The 17,124-nt window shown below is 46.0% G+C and carries 17 protein-coding genes and 1 riboswitch; of the genes, 8 read left to right on the top strand and 9 right to left on the bottom strand.

Features of this window, described 5'->3' with window-relative positions; translation table 11 throughout:
- Positions 1 to 34: 34 nt before the first annotated feature.
- Positions 35 to 634, bottom strand: a complete 600-nt coding sequence (locus ACE3MQ_RS23030) for a DUF2087 domain-containing protein (protein ID WP_379397155.1) — start codon at positions 632 to 634, stop codon at positions 35 to 37.
- A 629-nt stretch (positions 635 to 1,263) separates the two neighbouring features.
- Here ACE3MQ_RS23030 and ACE3MQ_RS23025 point away from each other — a divergent pair.
- The gene (locus ACE3MQ_RS23025; protein ID WP_379397153.1) at positions 1,264 to 1,824 is read left to right on the top strand and encodes an AAA family ATPase; all 561 of its coding nucleotides are present in this window, start codon (positions 1,264 to 1,266) and stop codon (positions 1,822 to 1,824) included.
- 155 nt (positions 1,825 to 1,979) lie between these two features.
- Positions 1,980 to 2,813, top strand: a complete 834-nt coding sequence (locus ACE3MQ_RS23020) for a methyltransferase domain-containing protein (RefSeq protein WP_379397151.1) — start codon at positions 1,980 to 1,982, stop codon at positions 2,811 to 2,813.
- Between the two features lie 39 nt (positions 2,814 to 2,852).
- Here ACE3MQ_RS23020 and ACE3MQ_RS23015 read toward each other — a convergent pair whose 3' ends face one another.
- The 3 genes from ACE3MQ_RS23015 to ACE3MQ_RS23005 form a co-directional block, all read right to left on the bottom strand.
- Positions 2,853 to 3,494 (bottom strand): nitroreductase family protein, encoded by a 642-nt coding sequence (locus ACE3MQ_RS23015; RefSeq protein WP_379397149.1) that lies wholly within the window; start codon positions 3,492 to 3,494, stop codon positions 2,853 to 2,855.
- 25 nt (positions 3,495 to 3,519) lie between these two features.
- On the bottom strand, positions 3,520 to 3,948 hold the full coding sequence (locus ACE3MQ_RS23010) for a MarR family winged helix-turn-helix transcriptional regulator (RefSeq protein ID WP_379397147.1): 429 nt from the start codon (positions 3,946 to 3,948) through the stop codon (positions 3,520 to 3,522).
- Positions 3,949 to 4,092: 144 nt separating this feature from the next.
- A complete protein-coding gene (locus ACE3MQ_RS23005; protein WP_379397342.1) occupies positions 4,093 to 4,626 on the bottom strand; it encodes a DUF4269 domain-containing protein in 534 nt (177 codons plus the stop codon).
- 112 nt (positions 4,627 to 4,738) lie between these two features.
- Here ACE3MQ_RS23005 and ACE3MQ_RS23000 point away from each other — a divergent pair, with 112 nt between their 5' ends.
- Positions 4,739 to 5,113 (top strand): VOC family protein, encoded by a 375-nt coding sequence (locus tag ACE3MQ_RS23000; protein ID WP_379397145.1) that lies wholly within the window; start codon positions 4,739 to 4,741, stop codon positions 5,111 to 5,113.
- 151 nt (positions 5,114 to 5,264) lie between these two features.
- On the opposite strand, the gene ACE3MQ_RS22995 is transcribed toward ACE3MQ_RS23000, so the two are convergent.
- A complete protein-coding gene (locus tag ACE3MQ_RS22995; protein WP_379397143.1) occupies positions 5,265 to 5,837 on the bottom strand; it encodes a DJ-1/PfpI family protein in 573 nt (190 codons plus the stop codon).
- A gap of 55 nt (positions 5,838 to 5,892) precedes the next feature.
- A riboswitch (ZMP/ZTP riboswitch) is annotated at positions 5,893 to 5,975 on the bottom strand.
- 330 nt (positions 5,976 to 6,305) lie between these two features.
- On the opposite strand from ACE3MQ_RS22995, the gene ACE3MQ_RS22990 reads away from it, so the two are divergent.
- The 3 genes from ACE3MQ_RS22990 (at position 6,306) to ACE3MQ_RS22980 (ending at position 9,211) form a co-directional block, all read left to right on the top strand.
- Positions 6,306 to 6,662 carry a hypothetical protein gene (locus tag ACE3MQ_RS22990; protein ID WP_379397141.1) on the top strand — a complete coding sequence of 119 codons (357 nt, stop codon included), beginning with the start codon at positions 6,306 to 6,308 and terminating at the stop codon, positions 6,660 to 6,662.
- 485 nt (positions 6,663 to 7,147) lie between these two features.
- Positions 7,148 to 8,344: a hypothetical protein gene (locus ACE3MQ_RS22985; protein ID WP_379397139.1), complete on the top strand. Its 1,197-nt coding sequence runs from the start codon at positions 7,148 to 7,150 to the stop codon at positions 8,342 to 8,344.
- A gap of 195 nt (positions 8,345 to 8,539) precedes the next feature.
- Positions 8,540 to 9,211, top strand: a complete 672-nt coding sequence (locus ACE3MQ_RS22980; RefSeq protein ID WP_379397137.1) for a CatB-related O-acetyltransferase — start codon at positions 8,540 to 8,542, stop codon at positions 9,209 to 9,211.
- A gap of 149 nt (positions 9,212 to 9,360) precedes the next feature.
- Here ACE3MQ_RS22980 and ACE3MQ_RS22975 read toward each other — a convergent pair whose 3' ends face one another.
- The 4 genes from ACE3MQ_RS22975 to rlmD all read right to left on the bottom strand — a co-directional run bounded on the left by ACE3MQ_RS22975 (position 9,361) and on the right by rlmD (position 13,097).
- Entirely contained in the window at positions 9,361 to 9,837 is a 477-nt protein-coding gene (locus tag ACE3MQ_RS22975; RefSeq protein WP_379397135.1) for a YbaK/EbsC family protein, read from the bottom strand.
- Between the two features lie 54 nt (positions 9,838 to 9,891).
- Positions 9,892 to 10,449 carry a helix-turn-helix domain-containing protein gene (locus ACE3MQ_RS22970; RefSeq protein WP_379397133.1) on the bottom strand — a complete coding sequence of 186 codons (558 nt, stop codon included), beginning with the start codon at positions 10,447 to 10,449 and terminating at the stop codon, positions 9,892 to 9,894.
- A gap of 324 nt (positions 10,450 to 10,773) precedes the next feature.
- Positions 10,774 to 11,340, bottom strand: coding sequence for a DUF4256 domain-containing protein (locus ACE3MQ_RS22965; RefSeq protein WP_379397131.1), 567 nt, complete (start codon positions 11,338 to 11,340; stop codon positions 10,774 to 10,776).
- 92 nt (positions 11,341 to 11,432) lie between these two features.
- Entirely contained in the window at positions 11,433 to 13,097 is a 1,665-nt protein-coding gene (gene rlmD / locus ACE3MQ_RS22960; RefSeq protein ID WP_379397129.1) for a 23S rRNA (uracil(1939)-C(5))-methyltransferase RlmD, read from the bottom strand.
- Between the two features lie 294 nt (positions 13,098 to 13,391).
- On the opposite strand from rlmD, the gene recQ reads away from it, so the two are divergent.
- Both recQ and ACE3MQ_RS22950 read left to right on the top strand, forming a co-directional pair.
- On the top strand, positions 13,392 to 15,227 hold the full coding sequence (gene recQ, locus ACE3MQ_RS22955; RefSeq protein WP_379397126.1) for a DNA helicase RecQ: 1,836 nt from the start codon (positions 13,392 to 13,394) through the stop codon (positions 15,225 to 15,227).
- A 12-nt stretch (positions 15,228 to 15,239) separates the two neighbouring features.
- Positions 15,240 to 17,000, top strand: a complete 1,761-nt coding sequence (locus tag ACE3MQ_RS22950; protein WP_379397124.1) for a B12-binding domain-containing radical SAM protein — start codon at positions 15,240 to 15,242, stop codon at positions 16,998 to 17,000.
- Positions 17,001 to 17,124 lie beyond the last annotated feature (124 nt).

Raw genomic sequence — 17,124 nt, 5'->3', positions numbered from 1 at the left:
TATGCTCCCGCTTTTCCTATGTTTGCTTTGACCTTCACGAAAGTATCTCCCACTTCGCCCACATTTCCTGCGGGTTAAGCTCATAAATATCATTCTCCCTGAACATGAACTGGTGCATAATAAATTCCCTGCGAATCGTGGCAAAATCCTCGTGATAGTTCTTGATGAACGCATTCATTTCCGGCTCGCTGTACTTGCGGCCGGTTTCCAGCCGGGAGACCAAATGCTCGAGTACAATCAGCTTCTTCTTAAGCTGGGCAGGAATGCTCTTCAACCGGCCTTCAGTAGTAAAAAAGTTCCTAATGACAGATTCCTTCATGTGTTGCTGCTGCTCATTCAACATGCCTGTTCCTCCTTCGGATGCCCGGTTAATCAAATTGAGCGTGGCGTCGGCGTTATTTTTCAGAAAATAATGGTTTAGTGAGAAAAAAATTGTATTCTTGTCTCTGCGTTCGTTAATCAGGCTCGCTTCTCGCAGCTTTGCAGCGTGGTGAGTAATGGTAGCCGGGGTTACGCCAAGCCTCTTTGCTAGCTCCTGACCATTCCGTTCGCCGTCCGCAAGTAAAATCAGCATTCGAATCCTAGTAGGATCGGCGAGTGCCTTATGGTAGGTCACGACCTTGTCTAGTTGCAAACCAGGACACCTCCGTACTAGATTTAACAATCATCTAATTAGATATATGTTAAATTAGATTCTAAGGAAACTGGAGGGCATTGTCAATGAATAAATGAAAAACGCCTAGTATGGCAATATTCATTTTGAGCCTTCCTTTCAAGACGGGTTTATCGCTTTTATTGATCACGATGATGAAGTTCCAGAGATTTTCTCAGGCGCGAATACTACTAAAGGGTCCGTCATAAATCCTCCAACGCGCTTCCGTTATGAAGGGCATTATTGATTGCGTTAAATTCAGCACTTTGAAACAAGATGTTTTGTACTTTATCATTATGGATGTCAGCAAGGAGCTTGATTCGGGATTTTCTAAGACTTTGGTGACAAGGCGAAAAGCCCATTTCTACACCACCATGTTTTTCGACTGTATGATATAATGCTCCATAGAATTTAATTACTCCGTAGTTCACCTCTTACAGATTGCATATGCCTACAACATACGCCGCTGCAATCCTCATTTGTCACCACATCCGATGCTTATTGCTTCGCCATCCTTGAAAGTTGACCGCACCTATTCTATTCATTCTACGTTTAACGAAATCACGGACGGGCCGAACTCGCCTATCCAAGCTCTATCTAAGGAGGATTTTATGCAGTTAGAAGGACATCATTTTTTTGTCATCACAGGTGGCCCTGGCTCTGGGAAGAGTACGCTCCTCGATTATCTCGAAGGGCAAGGCTTCAAGCGGTCGGTCGAAGCGGGACGAAGCATCATTCAGGAGCAGACGATGATTGGCGGTGCCGCTCTGCCTTGGAAAGACAGAATACTCTTCGCAGAGCTTATGCTATCTTGGGAAGCGCGTTCATACCGACAAGAATTGAAGCAAGGAAATACCGCCCCCGTGCTGTTTGATCGAGGTGTGCCTGACGTCATCGGGTATCTTCGACTGGAGGGGTTGGATGTTCCGGTTCATATCCAGCGCGCTGGCGAATTATTTCGCTACAATAAACGCGTCTTTATCGCCCCGCCCTGGCCGGACATTTATCGTCAGGATGCCGAGCGAAAACAGGATCTGAAGACAGCTTGCCGAACCTTTGACACGATGGCAGCCGTTTACACCGAGCTTGGATACGAATTAGTCGAGCTTCCGCGTTGCAGCATCGAAGAACGCGCCGAATACATCCGGTCGAGCATCGCTGACAAAGAGTGACGGAGTGTTAGGCCGGCAATAGTACATCATCTTATAACACAAAATGATGATTTCGTTCAACTCGTGGTTGAATATTATAGAAAATCAAATATGAAGTTATTGTCCCCTCCTAGCAGCTCCAATAAAATGGGATTACGAAAGGGGCGTGAGAAATAATGAAAGAAAAATTAGCAAGAAATATAAACATATACCGCAAAGAAAAAGGACTTACACAAGAGGAACTTGCGCAAATACTAGGGGTTTCATTTCAAGCCGTATCTAAATGGGAAAATGCTCAGACCATGCCCGATATTGCGCTGCTGCCTCAGTTATCAAGAACCTTGGAGGTAAGCATCGACAAGCTGCTCGGGTACGCCTCGCAGGATAGGCCGATTACCATTTATGAGGAAGCCTACCTGACGCAGGATTATTACTGGGGCACTGAACCTAACCAAGCATGCTACCAGGTGCTGCAAAGGATGCCGCCTACGAAACCCATAAAGTTGCTGGATATTGGCTGCGGTGAGGGCAAAGATGCCGTGTTCTTTGCAAGAAACGGGTATGAGGTTACAGCCTTCGACGTTTCAGACGCAGGCATCGAGAAAACCAAAAGATTGGCTGATCAGATCGGTGTCCATGTTAATGTGTTTAAGGCCGATATTTTAGATTATCGTTTGGATCAGCAGTTTGACGTTATCTTTTCTAGTGGTGTCCTGCACTACATAAAACCGGAATTTCGCCAAGAAATATTTGATAATTATAAGCAGTTTACAAATCCAAACGGTATACATTTTTTAAATGTGTTTGTAAATAAGCCGTTTATTGCACCTCCTCCTGAAAAAGAACCTAACGCATACAAGTGGCACTCCGGCGAGCTGCTTGCGCACTACCAAGACTGGTTTATTCAAGAGAGTTCGGAAATTGTATTTGACTGCAATTCGTCCGGCATTCCCCATAAGCACGCGATGACTAGCCTCATTGCCCAGAAAATGACCTCGCTAGACCACTAAAAAAACCGCCTATAGGGCGGTTTTTAATATGCTGGAATATTATTTCCAGGTAGTCACGGCATCGACGGGCAAACGATAGGATGGGCGGCCTTCGGTAGCGGCCTTGCCGATCGATATGATCATGACAGGAACGTGACGATCCTTATCGAGGCCAAAGGCTTCGGCAATCTGCTGCTTGTCATATCCGCCGATCGGGTTCGTGTCATAGCCGTGAGCACGCGCGACGAGCATAAGCTGCATCGAGACGAGACCGGCATCAATAAGCACGATGTCCCGCATCGTTTGATCCGGCAATTTTTCATAAAGCGGTTTGATGGAAGAGAGCAGCTTCTCTTTGACATCTTCGGGCATATAACCAAGCTCTACCGATTTTCCGTAAATCTCATCGGCCTTTTCAATGGACTTCATATCGCCAAAAACGGCGATCACAGCCGCAGATGTGGTGACCTGGTTCGTATTGGCTCCAGCCAGCTCGGCCAGTTTGGCTTTGCCTTCCGGCGTGTCGATAACCACGAAGCGCCATGGCTGCATATTGATTGAGGATGGGGCGGTAGTTGCTTCTGCCAGAATCTCCGTCATTTCCTCGCGGCTTATTTTGACGGTTGGATCATAGTTTTTGACGGAACGGCGCCCCAGCATGATTTCTTTGAAATCTTTAGCATGGATTGTATTTGTATTCATTTTAGTTTCTTCCTCTCCTAAGGATCTAGTATCTACTTATATTTTGCTGAATCCGCATCAGCATATCGGTCAGCGTATCCAGCTCTTCTGGACTGAAATCCTGCAGCATTTGATTCACAAAGCAGCGCTTTTCCGTACTGCAGCTAAGGATTTGTTCGCGTCCTTCTTTCGTCAGGCTGACGAAGGTCTCCCGATGATCGGACGGATTTCTGCGTCTAGTTACCATCCCTTGGGATTCGAGCTGCTTCAAATGACGGGTGACGGCTGCATTGTCGATATTGACCGATTTTTGCAGAGAGGACTGATTAACCTCGTCCTCCTGATACAATTGATGCAAGAGCTCGAATCGGGACAAGCTCATATTGGTGTTGCGTTCAAACTTGGGGCCAAACTGATTGCAGAGCTCTTTAAGCAGGAACAAAATGCGTTCTTGATCTGAAGCGGGGGAATTCATGTGATGACCTCCTAAGTTCCGTAACCAACGAGCCTGCATGCGTGAGGCAGGTTATCTAATCTAGAACTCAATGATTGAGGGGTCAATCATTGACCCCTCAATCAATGTAATACAAAAAAGCTAATAATGCAAGAGGGCAGTTTGTTAGTTTATGATGCCTAATGTCCGCCCATAAATAAGAAGCTCATCATAGGGATCGCCATTCCATCCAAGAACTTGAGCAAAGGCTGGTTCTGTTTTTATCCCCCGTTCCTTCAAGCGAATGATTTCCGTTCTCAGGTGCGGATTTGTCATTAAAAGATGATGTTCAACCAACATGTGAAGATATGCATTTTGATGCTCTATGGGCCTCGGCTGGGCGAACAATTCGAACTCAAATCCGCCATAGCGAAAATTGGCCGTAATTGTCGGAGTTCCTTTAATCACTGACTCATGAAGAAGAAATCCTGGCAAATTGCCGTATAGAAGCGTGACATCTTCTTTAAAATTTTCAAAATCATAAACTTCCATGATTATATCCAAGTCTGAATTACGAACATCAATTGAAATGGGAATCGTTCCGCATAGGACTGGTGTGTATTGTGCCATATTGTGAACAATATTCAATTTATTGATAGCCTTGAAGGCTTGACGCTGAACAGGGCTACCAAACTCCAAATAGCTTATCGTCTTAAAAATAAGGATTTCCTCCCTTTCTGAAAATATTTTTGAAAATCTAAAGGAAAGTTCCTGAGGGATATAGAATTTGTCATCAAACTCAAAATAGATATGTAAAAGGAGCGAACAATCCATGATTAGCAAAGTAGGTCAAATTATGTTATACGTCAATAACCAGGATGAGGCCGTAAACTTTTGGACAGAAAAAATTGGTTTTAGCATAATTTCCGAAGAAGACAACGGCCAAGGCATGAGATGGATTGAAGTAGCTCCAACTGGGGCGGAAACGAGCATCATTCTGCACAATAAGGAGTTCGTTGCTAAAATGTCGCCTGGCTTAAATCTTGGCACACCGTCTTTAATGTTTTTTACGGAAAATCTGGATGAATTGCATAGCGACTTATCCCATAAAAATATCAAAGTCGGAGACATCGTAAATATGCCTTCCGGACGAGTGTTCAACTTTGCAGACCATGAAGAAAATTATTTTGCTGTCATGGAAAAATAAATTCTTAATAATGAACTCGGGGAACTGAAGAGATGTTCTCTTATAATGGCTTCGGCATTACTTGTTCTTTATGCTAGCGGCCGAATATGCACCTCTTAGTTCCCCTTTAACATTCAATTATTCAATCGTATATAAACCGTATAATCTTAATTTATTTAGCTGATCGGTAATAAGGATAATCCATCTTTTCTTGAACCTGCCGAACCACATCTTTATTGGTAAGCGATTCAATTACATACAGCCCTAAGTCGATGGAAGCCGACACTCCGCCGCCAGTAAATGTGTTCCCGTCCTTTACGCAACGTTCCTTGACGACTTCCGAACAGTAAGGAGCCAATAGTTCGTAAGCCGATGGATTCGTGGTTGCTTTTTTGCCATGTAGAAATCCGGCCGCACCCAAAATCAAAGCTCCTGTACAAACGGACACTTTGTATTCCACATCTCTGGCCGTCTGAATCCATGAAATGAATTCGGGATCATGCCTTAGCTGCCTTGTGGATAACCCTCCAGGAATAAATATTAAATCATAGCCTGACAGATCAGGGGAAACATGATTTACTTTTACAGTTAATCGTCGGTCATCCTTGACTTCTTCTTTCGTTGAACAAAAATCCCATCGCACATTTTCTTTGACGTTTAGAATACCCAACCAGGTAACGGCTTCATAGAAGCCAACAAAATCGAGCGCAGTCATGTTGTCAAACAGAATAAAAGCCATTTTCATCAAGAACACCTGACCTTTTCATGAAATAAAAAAAGCATCTGGTCATTTTACCAAATACTTTTGCCCAGGCGTACGGCTGATATGATCATATGTGCTTCCTGGTGGTTCTCCACATTTACGCCAGTCGCACATACCCAATAATCCTAATCTCTTTATATCAAATATTCCTGAATTTAACAACTAGTGAAGCGTTGGCAGACAAACTTTCCGATCGAAAATGTATTGATGACGTCAAAAGCTATTTGCAAGGTGACAAGTTGAAGGATGCGTTCGATTAGGCGGCTAGCGAGATTGCTAATGAATTGAAATTTATCGCATCACTTGGTGATCAATTAGAAGAAGCAGTACAAAATGCAATCGTTCAGGCTATTATGAGTGTAGCAGGCGGTTCAATCAATAGTTCGACGGCAAATACGATTGCGAATGTTCTAGTTTTTATATTTCTATAAAATAAGTGGGTGAAACAATTTGTCTGAATCCCTAGAAGAAAAGGTACAGCGATTGGAATTATATGTGAACTTGTTACGCCAAATTACACTTGAACCGGAACAATATCGTCTCTGGGATTGGATAATTGCAAATGGCTTAAATGGGGAGCAATTTAATGAAATTAAAGCTATCCTAAAGAAGTATGTATTGCTCCTTAATCATGAGCAAGATACTAATAAACCTTCCTTCGATGATATTTCTAAAGAGTTAATTGAGGTTTTATCTCCTAGTGAGTACCTCGCTAACGTTAGGGGAGTAATTCAGTTATTAAGAAACGCTGTTAAGATGCCCCCATATCAGTCCTTACAATATTATCTTAATGATGCTCAGGAATAACAGAATGTGTGAGCAATCATATGCCTATCCGGAGGACAAATTATCGTTTTTCCGCTATTCAACTGATGGTTATACGGAGGTAAAAACAAGCGGAATCCGACCTTGTCGGCTGCAGCAACAATTTTGAACGAAAAATCGTACAAAAGAGCTTATGAGGCGGTCAGTTGAGGCAGTTTTGAACGAAGAATCGTACAAAGACGCTCTCGAAAGCGCCCGCAGCAAGAATTTTGAACGAAGAATCGTACAAAGGCGTGCGCAAGGCGGTCTGGCACTATAGTTGCTGCGCGAAGAATCGTATAATTTCAAAAGAACATTTCACACGGCTGCTTTTACAGTAAAGGGTTGCTACATGTGGATAAATCCCCCCATAGCACTACAAAAAGATTAGCACTTTTAAAAAAACTACCCTTCGGTTAGTATTAAGTCAAGAAATACCAACTATTGAAATGGTGTCCATGACTTAAACTGTATGCGAGAGGTGCTGCATGAAACGATCCATATGCATTTTGTTGTTATCTATCCTGCTGGCTTCAATCACGGCAGGCTGCTCGGAACATTACAGAACAGATTTTCTTAAGAAATTCGATTCCTATCTCCAATATTCCTTAGGGGAATTCGAAGTTATCGATAAGCAGGAAATCAAGTGGAGAGCGAACCCTCTGCCTGTAAGCGGAACGGGTCTGCGGTGGGTTGTAGGCTTTACGGACGACCGGGGGAACGAAAGAGATTTTGAATTTCGCAATTACGGGTATACGCAAGGCGGGGATCAATCCAATTTCGGGTATGCTGTAATGGAATATGCCATGAGCTTAGGCAAAGAGCAAATTATAACGGATGTGCTTCTTAAATACTTCCATCCCGACGAAATCGGATTACAAGAAGAAGACAGTACGAATGAAACGAAAACATCTGTTTTAGTCATGAATGAGTATCCACTTAAAGGCGACGACTATTATACAAATTTTGTTCACCCCAAAAAAGGGCTTCAACTGAAAACGATTCATCCGAAGCAACTTATTCATGAATGGGGGGCTTCCTATAGCTTTAAGTTCAATACTTTAATCGACGACGACGATGACCAGATGAAAGAGCTGATAGCAAAAATAGAACAGGCATTAATAGATTATGCTAAGTATGTGGATAATTATGATCTCCTTCCCGTTGAAGTGCAGGGGGAAAACTATGATAGCGGATACCATGGGACATATAACAAGGAGACAGACTCGTTTACTTGGATCACTATGGAGGATTATCTGGAATCGCTGAAGTACATAGATGGAAATTTAAAAAAACTCGATAATGTGATAATTAACGGCAAAGAGTATGATGTTGGAGAGAATTACGAGGAAGAAGGTATCTATTTTTTTGCAGATAGCGTAAATTATTGTGCAGCTACAGAGCAGTATCATATTAAAGATTTTGAAGATATCCTGACTCTGCTGGGATACAAGGTATCAAAATCCCAAAATTACTCAGCGCCTATAGATTGGCAAGTGGGCACAGACACTTACACTGTCAGGAAATTGAAAGACTGGTCCCTCCAAAAGAACGGAGGAAGCAACTTGCTGAAATACAGTGGCCATGAGTGTGGGGGAATCTCGCAATCCGACCTTGAAATGATAAGCAACACTGCCGTAAATATGGATAAGGAAAAAGGGGCTCTTATAGTCAAGAGTAATTAGTGTTTCGATCCTCCAATAAGTTAGGGCAGTGAGGTATGATTTGACCAACAAAAGATTCGTTTGTTACAATGTCCCCATCAAATAGGAAAAGGATGAGAACGATGGTTCGTCGTTTGAAACGGTTTAAGAATGTTGCTACTGCATTAAGCTTCTAAGTAAAAAAATATTTATATTACTTAGAAGCGAGGGGTAAAAATGAAACAACATCGGTTTAACCACTGGTCGGAAATCAAGTATCTAAAGGATATTGTCACTAACCCAATGATTGAAGTAGGGGAATACTCCTACTACTCTGGTTATTACGATAATCATGATTTTGAAGATGGGTGCGTTAGATACCTTTGGGGAGATGAAAAATCAAGAAAGTTATTTAACCCCACCGAAGACTATGGTTGGCATTTAGATAAATTGATTATAGGAAATTACGTATGCATTGCAAGTGGTGTAATTATTTTAATGGGTGGAAATCACAATCATCATCCTGAATGGATTACCGTGTATCCGTTTGTGGAGCAGATTGAAGCCTCTTACGAACCAAAAGGGGATACAATCATCGAAAGTGATTCCTGGATTGGCATGAATGCAATGATTATGCCCGGTGTGAAAATAGGTGAAGGTGCCATTGTTGCGGCAGGATCGGTTGTTGTAAAAGATGTCCCACCATATACGATAGTAGGCGGCAACCCTGCTAAAGAGATAAAGAAACGCTTCACAGACAAAGAAATCGAAAAATTAAAGGAAATGCGTTGGTTCGATTGGGAACGTAAGAAAATTGAACGATCCAGTCATATCCTCTCAAGTTCTTCTATTAATCAATTATATGACTTTTATCAAAGGGAAATACAACCATATGGTAATCGCATTTAATATAGACAAGAATGACGGATGGCAAGGAACAAGAACTTGGATCAAGTGAAGTAATAAATCAATCTACAAAAAGATGGAGCAGAATCATTTTTGCTCCATTTTTTTGTTGTTTTAGCTATAAATAAGGGATTGTATCGTTAACTTCGTATTTATTTTACACAGATTACTTTGCCTTTGGTCATTTGCATTAATTGTTCGGGTGTTAATTCAAACACTGCCCTTGGATGTCCGGCCGCAGCCCATATCTCATCATATTGAAACAAGTCTTCGTCAATAAGAGTTAGGATTGACTCTATATGCCCTAAAGGTGGGACGCCCCCAATAACAAATCCTGTGTGTTCACGGACAAAATCAGCGTCAGCTTTTCCTAATTTCTCACCGAGTTGGTTACCAATCTGTTTCTCATTAATTCGATTTACTCCACTTGCTACAACCAATAACGGTTTGTCGGAATTTTTTAGTCGAAAGATAATTGACTTAGCTATATGTGCAACCTTACAGCCTATCGCGTCGGCAGCTTCCTGAGCAGTTCTTGTGCTATCTGGTAATTCTATTACTTTATTAGGATAACCTAACTCTATTAGCTTGTTTTGAACCTGTTGTGCGCTTTCTTTAAGTTGACTCATCAACATGTTTACCTCCTATTATTCGATCACCTAAATTTCTGTTCTTTCTTTCCCTTACGAATCTGGATAATGCATGACGACTTGTATGACCACATCCTCATTCGTGTCATTAATATATTGATGCAGAACATTACCTGCAAACCGTATCGCGTCTCCTGCATGTAAAGTATATGCGTCATCCTTAACCATAATCTTAAACTCTCCTGAAACAACAGTAATGTACTCTAAAACCCCCTCATTGTGTGGAGTAGAAACATAGCTTGCTTTAGGTTTTAATACAATCGTGAAAATTTCAATTTGGGTTTGTGGGTTGAACGGAAATAATACATAAACGAGACAATTACCATTATCCTCTGTTATATCAGGTTCTTTCTTTCGATTAACAATGGATATTGTAGAATCATCGTCTTTTATTAGTGATGAAAAAGAAATATTAAGTCCCGTAGCAATTTTCCAAACGGTGGTTACTGTCGGCTGTGTGTCCCCTCGTTCGATTTGATGCAGCATCCCCTTGCTAACTCCAGTTAAATCTGCCACTTTGCCTAAACTTAACTGCCTTTGCTTTCTCAAGCGTTGCAAGTTTTGTCCTATTCTAATGTGAATAGCATCCAAATTATTTACCTACTTTCGTTTAGTATATTATACAAATATAACAATATAAAATACAAGTCAAGATGCGATGACAGATATCAAAAACAATAACCACCGTTCAGAGAAATTAAATACGGATCATTGTTTAGAAAAATTTCTGACTCCAAATTGTTTACAGCATAGTTCACTCCATACAGCAGACCGGAGTTTAATGCATTTACGGGGGTTGCTTTCTATAGAATTCATGAAACCTAAACAAGCTCAAGCATATGATTGCTTGAGCCTTAATAATATTTTGATTCATCTGGTAATATTAGTCATCACACTTCACTGTCTCTGCAAAATTTAGACTCTGAGCGAGCCACGGAACCCCCTGGCGCCATAGTAAGATTCCGCACCGTTATGATACACGAAGACATTGCCGTAGCGAAAATCAGCAAAGATGGCACCACCGAGTTTTCTAATCTCTGAAGGTGTTTTCACCCAGCTTGATGTTTTCGTATCGAAATTTCCAAGTTTCTGCAGCTCTCTATATTGTTCTTCCGTTAAAAGCTCAATGCCCATGGCAGCCGCCATATTAATAGCGCTATTTTCCGGTTTATGTTGTTTCCTTGACTCCAGCGCTTCATGGTCGTAACAAACACTTCTGCGGCCTTTAGGACTTTCCGCTGAACAATCATAAAAAATGTATTCGCCTGTCTTATTATCATGACCAACAACATCTGGTTCTCCGCCGGTTCTTTCCATTTCATGGAGCGACCACAGTTTTACAGTACTAGCTTCCAGCTTTTCTTGTACTTCAGCCCATTCAAATCCTTTATGGCGGTTCATGTTTTTCTCAAAACGGGTTTTCAATGATCTGAGTAGTTCTTCACGTTGTTCTGGTGATAACTCCCTTTTTTCATTTATCATAATGAAACCTCCTTGAAATTGGCGAAACTTCAAAATAATAATATCATGCTCCTAAACCCTTATTTCATAGTCTTTCCATCCTGATTTGTTTCCTACGCTTTGCTTTGCATTAAACATACTGTCTCCACATGACTCGTCTGCGGGAACATATCCACTGGCTGCACCCACTCCAGCGAGTAGCCGCCGTCGAGCAGCTCCTTGCAGTCCTTCGCCAAGGTCGAAGGATTGCACGATACGTATACGAAGCGCTTCGGCTTCGTTCGCAGCACCGCGTCGATGAAGCGCGGATCAAGCCCGGTACGCGGCGGGTCGGCGATGATGACGTCGGGCTTGAAGCCGGACTTCACCCAGCGTGGGAGCAGCTCCTCGGCATGTCCCTCGTAGAAGGAGGCGTTATCGCGTCCGTTGCGGGCCGCGTTTGCCTTAGCGTCCTCCACCGCTTCGGGAATCGACTCGATGCCGCGAACCTCGCTGGCGTAAGGAGCGAGCCACAGCCCGATTGTGCCTGTGCCGCAGTAGGCGTCTACGACGATTTCCTTGCCCGTGAGGGCAGCCGCCGTGCGTACCGATTCATACAGCTTGACCGTCTGCAGGGGGTTAAGCTGGAAGAAGGCGCGAGGGGAGAGGGTGAACTCCAGATCGCCCAGTGCCTCCTCAATGCTGTCCTTGCCCCACAGAATCGTCGTTTTGTTGCCGAACACGAGTGAAGTGTTCTTCGGATTGACATTCAGCGCAATACTAGTGAGCTCTGGCATGGCCAATCTAAGCTCTTTAATGAGCTGATCCAGCCGCGGAATGCGCTCGTTTGCGGCCACTAGCGTCACTTGCAGCTGCCCGGATTGGAAGCCCCAGCGGACGACGATCGTGCGTACGAGCCCTTGATTGCCTTTCTCCTGATAGACGGGAATATTCAGCCGCTGCAATACATTGCGTGTCTTGTCGACCGCCTCATTCACCTTTGGGTGCTGGATCGGACAGCCCGTAATGTCGATCAGCTTATGTGAATCCGCGGCATACAGTCCAGCGATGACGCCTTCCTCCTGCATGCCCAGCTGAAGCTGGGCTTTGTTGCGATATCCCCAAGGATGCTCCATGCCGAGAATCGGCTTCATGCGAATTTCTTGCAAGCCGGCATAACGCGAGAACGCTTCGCGGACGATCTCCTCCTTGTCCGTAAGCTGTCCCGGATACGATATATGCTGAATCTGGCAGCCGCCGCAAATGCCGAACACCGGGCAGGGAGCGTCTACACGCTGTGGCGAGCGCTTCTCGATTTTTGTCATTTCTGCGCCGATGAACTTGTTCTCGACCCGGGTCACCTTGGCTTGAATGACTTCACCCGGCAGACCTCCCGTAATAAAAACGGCCTTGCGCCGGAAATAGCCAACCCCCTCGCCATTGATGCCAAGCCGCTTGATCGTGACAACGATCTGATCGCCGGTTCGCAGCTCCTCGGCATGCTCGCGTCCAGAGATGCGAGGCTGCTGCCCTTTAGCGCTGCGAAGTCTGTCCGGCCTTGCCTGGTGGGATTTGTTCGGCTTGGCAGTGCGAAGCTCTTGCTGCTTTCGTTGTGCTTCGTTCTTCGCGCTATGCGGTTGATATTGCTTACTGCTGCGTGACTCCTGTTGCCGCGCTCCACGGAAGTCCCCGGATATAGCTGATTTCCCGCTCGACTGGTTGGATTTAGATTTATGGGGTTGATTATTATGTTTATGATTATTTTTATGTTTATTATGGGATCCTGGCGATTCCTTCATAGTTAAGTTAGCTCCATCCTGTTATGAATTGTACAAATCCAATATACCATGCTGAACGGACAACCACCATGCAGAGGGCGGAAAGGAAGACTACAAGCTTGACGTCCCGAGAATGAGGCAGCGCTTATAACAAACACCCTCATGCAACTAGACTTTTCAATGGACTTCAAGCTACCAGCTTTTCCAAAGCATCCACAAAAAAATCAAAATGGTTTGCCCAACGCGCCCACTCCCGGTAAACTGAATAAGGAACGTATGCAAGAACGATGGTTATGAGTAAGGAGCTTATTTCGAATGAATATGCAATCCACTTTAATGGAACAAGCCAAATCTTATTTGCAAAAATATTACGGCTACCCGGATTTCCGGGAAGGCCAGCGAAAAATCGTCGAGAGCGTCTTGTCCGGCGCTGACACGCTCGGCATCATGCCGACAGGCGGCGGGAAGTCGATCTGCTACCAAATCCCGGCGCTCATGCTGCCCGGCTTGACGCTGGTCGTCTCGCCGCTCATTTCGTTAATGAAGGATCAGGTGGACGCGCTCACTACAGCCGGCGTATCCGCGGCTTATATTAATAGCACGCTGTCCGGCAAGGAAGTGAATGAACGTATCCGAGCAGCGAGAAGGGGCGACCTCAAGCTGCTGTACGTCGCCCCGGAGCGGCTGGAGCTCGACTGGTTCCGCGAGGAGATGGGCAGCCTGACGATCTCCTGCGTCGCTGTCGATGAGGCCCACTGCGTATCGCAATGGGGCCATGACTTCCGGACAAGCTACCTTGCCGTAGCGCCGTTCGTAAACGGGCTGCCTGAGCGGCCGATCGTGGCCGCCTTTACGGCGACGGCGACGCCGGAGGTCATGGACGATATGACCCGGCTGCTCCAGCTGCGCGAGCCGGAAGTATTCGTCACCGGACTGGGCCGCGACAATTTGGCCATGTCCGTGCTGCGCGGCGAGAACAAGCGTGAATTCGTGCTGAACTATGCGAAGTCGCACGGTCATCAGCCGGGCATCGTCTACGCGGCGACCCGCAAAGAGGTGGACGACCTTTACGAGCGTTTGCGGCAGAGCGGCATTCCGGCTGGACGATACCACGCCGGGCTGTCCGACAATGAGCGGGATGCGAGCCAGGAAGCGTTTCTCTATGACGATATCCGCGTGATGGTCGCGACGAATGCCTTTGGCATGGGGATCGATAAGTCCAACGTCCGTTACGTGATTCACTTTAATATGCCGAAGAATATGGAAGCTTATGTGCAGGAGGCCGGCCGCGCCGGGCGGGATGGCGAGCCGAGCGATTGCATTCTGCTGTTCAGTCCGCAGGACATCATGACGCAGAAATTCCTGATCGAGCAGAACCCGCAGGATGAAGGGCGCAAGCGCAATGAGTACCGCAAGCTGCAGCAGATGATCGAATACTGCTACTCGACCAGCTGCCTGCGCTGGGGCATGCTCGATTACTTTGGGGAGAACCATGATCGGAAGCCCTGCGGCATTTGCAGCTCCTGTACGGATGAGCGCGAGCTGGTCGACATGACCCGCGATGCCCAAATCGTTTTCTCCTGCATCCACCGGATGAGGGAACGCTTCGGTGTCACGCTGGTTGCCTCGGTGCTTAAGGGCTCTCGCAATAAAAAGGTGCTGCAATACGGCTTTGACAGCCTGCCGACCTACGGCATGATGCCAAGGCGCACTGAGAAAGAAATTTCCGAGCTCATCAATGTCTTTATAGCCGAAGGCTATCTTGCCCTGTCCGAGGGACAGTACCCGGTCGTGCGGCTGCAGCCTTTGGCGGTCGATGTGCTGAAGGGGCAGCATCAGGTGATGATGCGCGAGCCGGAGCCTGCCGCGGCTCAGACGGCCGGAAGCAGCCGTCGCCGCAGAGGAGCGTACGACGAAGGGCCGTCTGCTGTCAACGAGACGGTATTTGAGCAGCTTCGCCTGATCCGCCGGGATTTGGCGGAGAAGGAGCGCGTGCCGTCGTACATTATATTTAACGATGCGACCCTTCGCGAGATGAGTATCGTTTGCCCGGCCAGTGAAGCGGATATGCTGAACATTAAAGGGGTCGGGGAAGTGAAGTACCGGAAATACGGACAGGCGTTTCTCGATTTTTTTCAAAATATGGAATAGGACTGTGAAATCATGAAGGTTATTTTAACTACATTGAATGCGAAATACATCCACACCTCACTCGCTATCCGCCTGCTGAAGGCTTACAGCGGGAACGATTTCGATATCGAGCTCGCCGAATATACGATCAAAGACCCGACGATGAATATCGTATCGGATTTATTTCAGCGCAGGCCCGATGTGATCGGGTTCTCCTGCTACATTTGGAACATTGAAGAGACGATCCGCGTCGTCGATATCCTGAAAAAAGTGCTGCCGGAGACGACCATCGTCCTCGGCGGGCCGGAAGTGTCCTATGATACGCAGTACTGGATGGAGCGCGTCAAGAGCGTGGATTTCATCGTGATGGGGGATGGGGAAGAGACCTTCCACCATCTGCTGCAGGAGCTGTCCGGGGATCGGAAGTTCCACTATGTATTCGGAACCGCCTACCGCAAAGGCGACGAAGTGATCATTAACCCGGGACGTCCCAAATCGGATCTAAACACGCTGCCTTCGCCGCATCGATTTCCCGAGGATATCCCGGATCTCAGCAAACGCATCGTCTATTTCGAGACGAGCCGCGGCTGTCCGTTCAGCTGCCAGTTCTGCCTGTCCAGCATTGAGGTCGGCGTGCGCTATTACGATATCGAGCGCGTGAAGTCGGATCTGCTGTATCTGATCGATAACGGCGCCAAAATCATTAAATTCCTTGATCGAACCTTTAACATCAACCGCAGCTATGCGATGGAAATGTTTGAGTTTCTGATCGAGAACCATCGCGGCTGTGTGTTCCAGTTCGAGATTACCGCGGACATTATGCGGCCGGAGGTGCTTGATTACCTCGCCGAAAATGCGCCGCCGGGCATCTTCCGCTTCGAAATCGGGGTGCAATCGACGAATGATCCGACGAATGAGCTGGTGAAGCGCCGGCAGAACTTTACGAAGCTGACGCGCACCGTGACCAAGATAAAAAATAGCGGAAAAATCGACCAGCACTTGGATTTGATCGCCGGATTGCCGCTAGAGGATTATGCGACCTTCCGCAAGACATTTAACGACGTGTTCGCCCTTGGCCCGGAGGAGCTGCAGCTCGGATTCCTGAAAATGCTGCGCGGCACCGGACTGCGGAACGATGCGGCGAAATACAACTACACGTATATGGAGCACGCTCCTTACGAAATGCTGAGCAATGACGTGCTGTCCTTTGCGGACATCGTCCGCCTGAAGCGGCTGGAGGATGTGCTGGAGAAATACTGGAATGCGCACAGGATGGATTATACGCTAAATTATTTGATGAAAGTAGAGTTTGACTCTCCGTTCGATTTCTTTCAGGAATTCGGAGATTATTGGGAGGAGCAGGGCTGGCAGCGCATCGGTCACCAGCTTGAGGATTTGTTCCTCCGCCTGGACGAATTCCTTGGCCAGCGCACATTGAAGACGCCGGACATCGTGCTTGGCTTGATGAAGCTGGACTACTTTCTGGGCCATAAATATAAGCCTCGTAAAATTTGGTGGGATGACCGTCTCGGCAAGGATCAGCGGGGAAGCCACCTAAATAGGCTGGCCGAGCTGCCGGAGGAGCTGCCGACGCATATTGCCGAACTGAAGCTGAATGAACGTGAGCTGCAAAAGTTCGCCGTTGTCGAGGAGCTGCCCTTCCTGCTGGAGGACGTGCTGCAGGGCAAAGAACTGTCAGCAGCAAGCTCGGAATCCAGTCTCCTCGTCGTTCTCTATCAGCAGACCGAGGATGAGAAGCCGCTGTATTTCTCGCAGCCTCTAGCGAAGGTTTAAACAGGTAAAAGCATTAAACCATACTGGATTGGATTTTTTTATTATTATCCAACAAACATGAAGCGATAATAAATGGATTTAGTCCATTTAAAAGCTGCATTTGGATCATTGAACGTCCACTAGC

Source organism: Paenibacillus lentus, from assembly GCF_042714055.1.
Classification (GTDB): Bacteria; Bacillota; Bacilli; order Paenibacillales; family Paenibacillaceae; genus Fontibacillus; species Fontibacillus lentus_A.
Note: the sequence above shows the minus strand (reverse complement) of the source record. Positions and strands in the feature narration are given on the sequence as shown.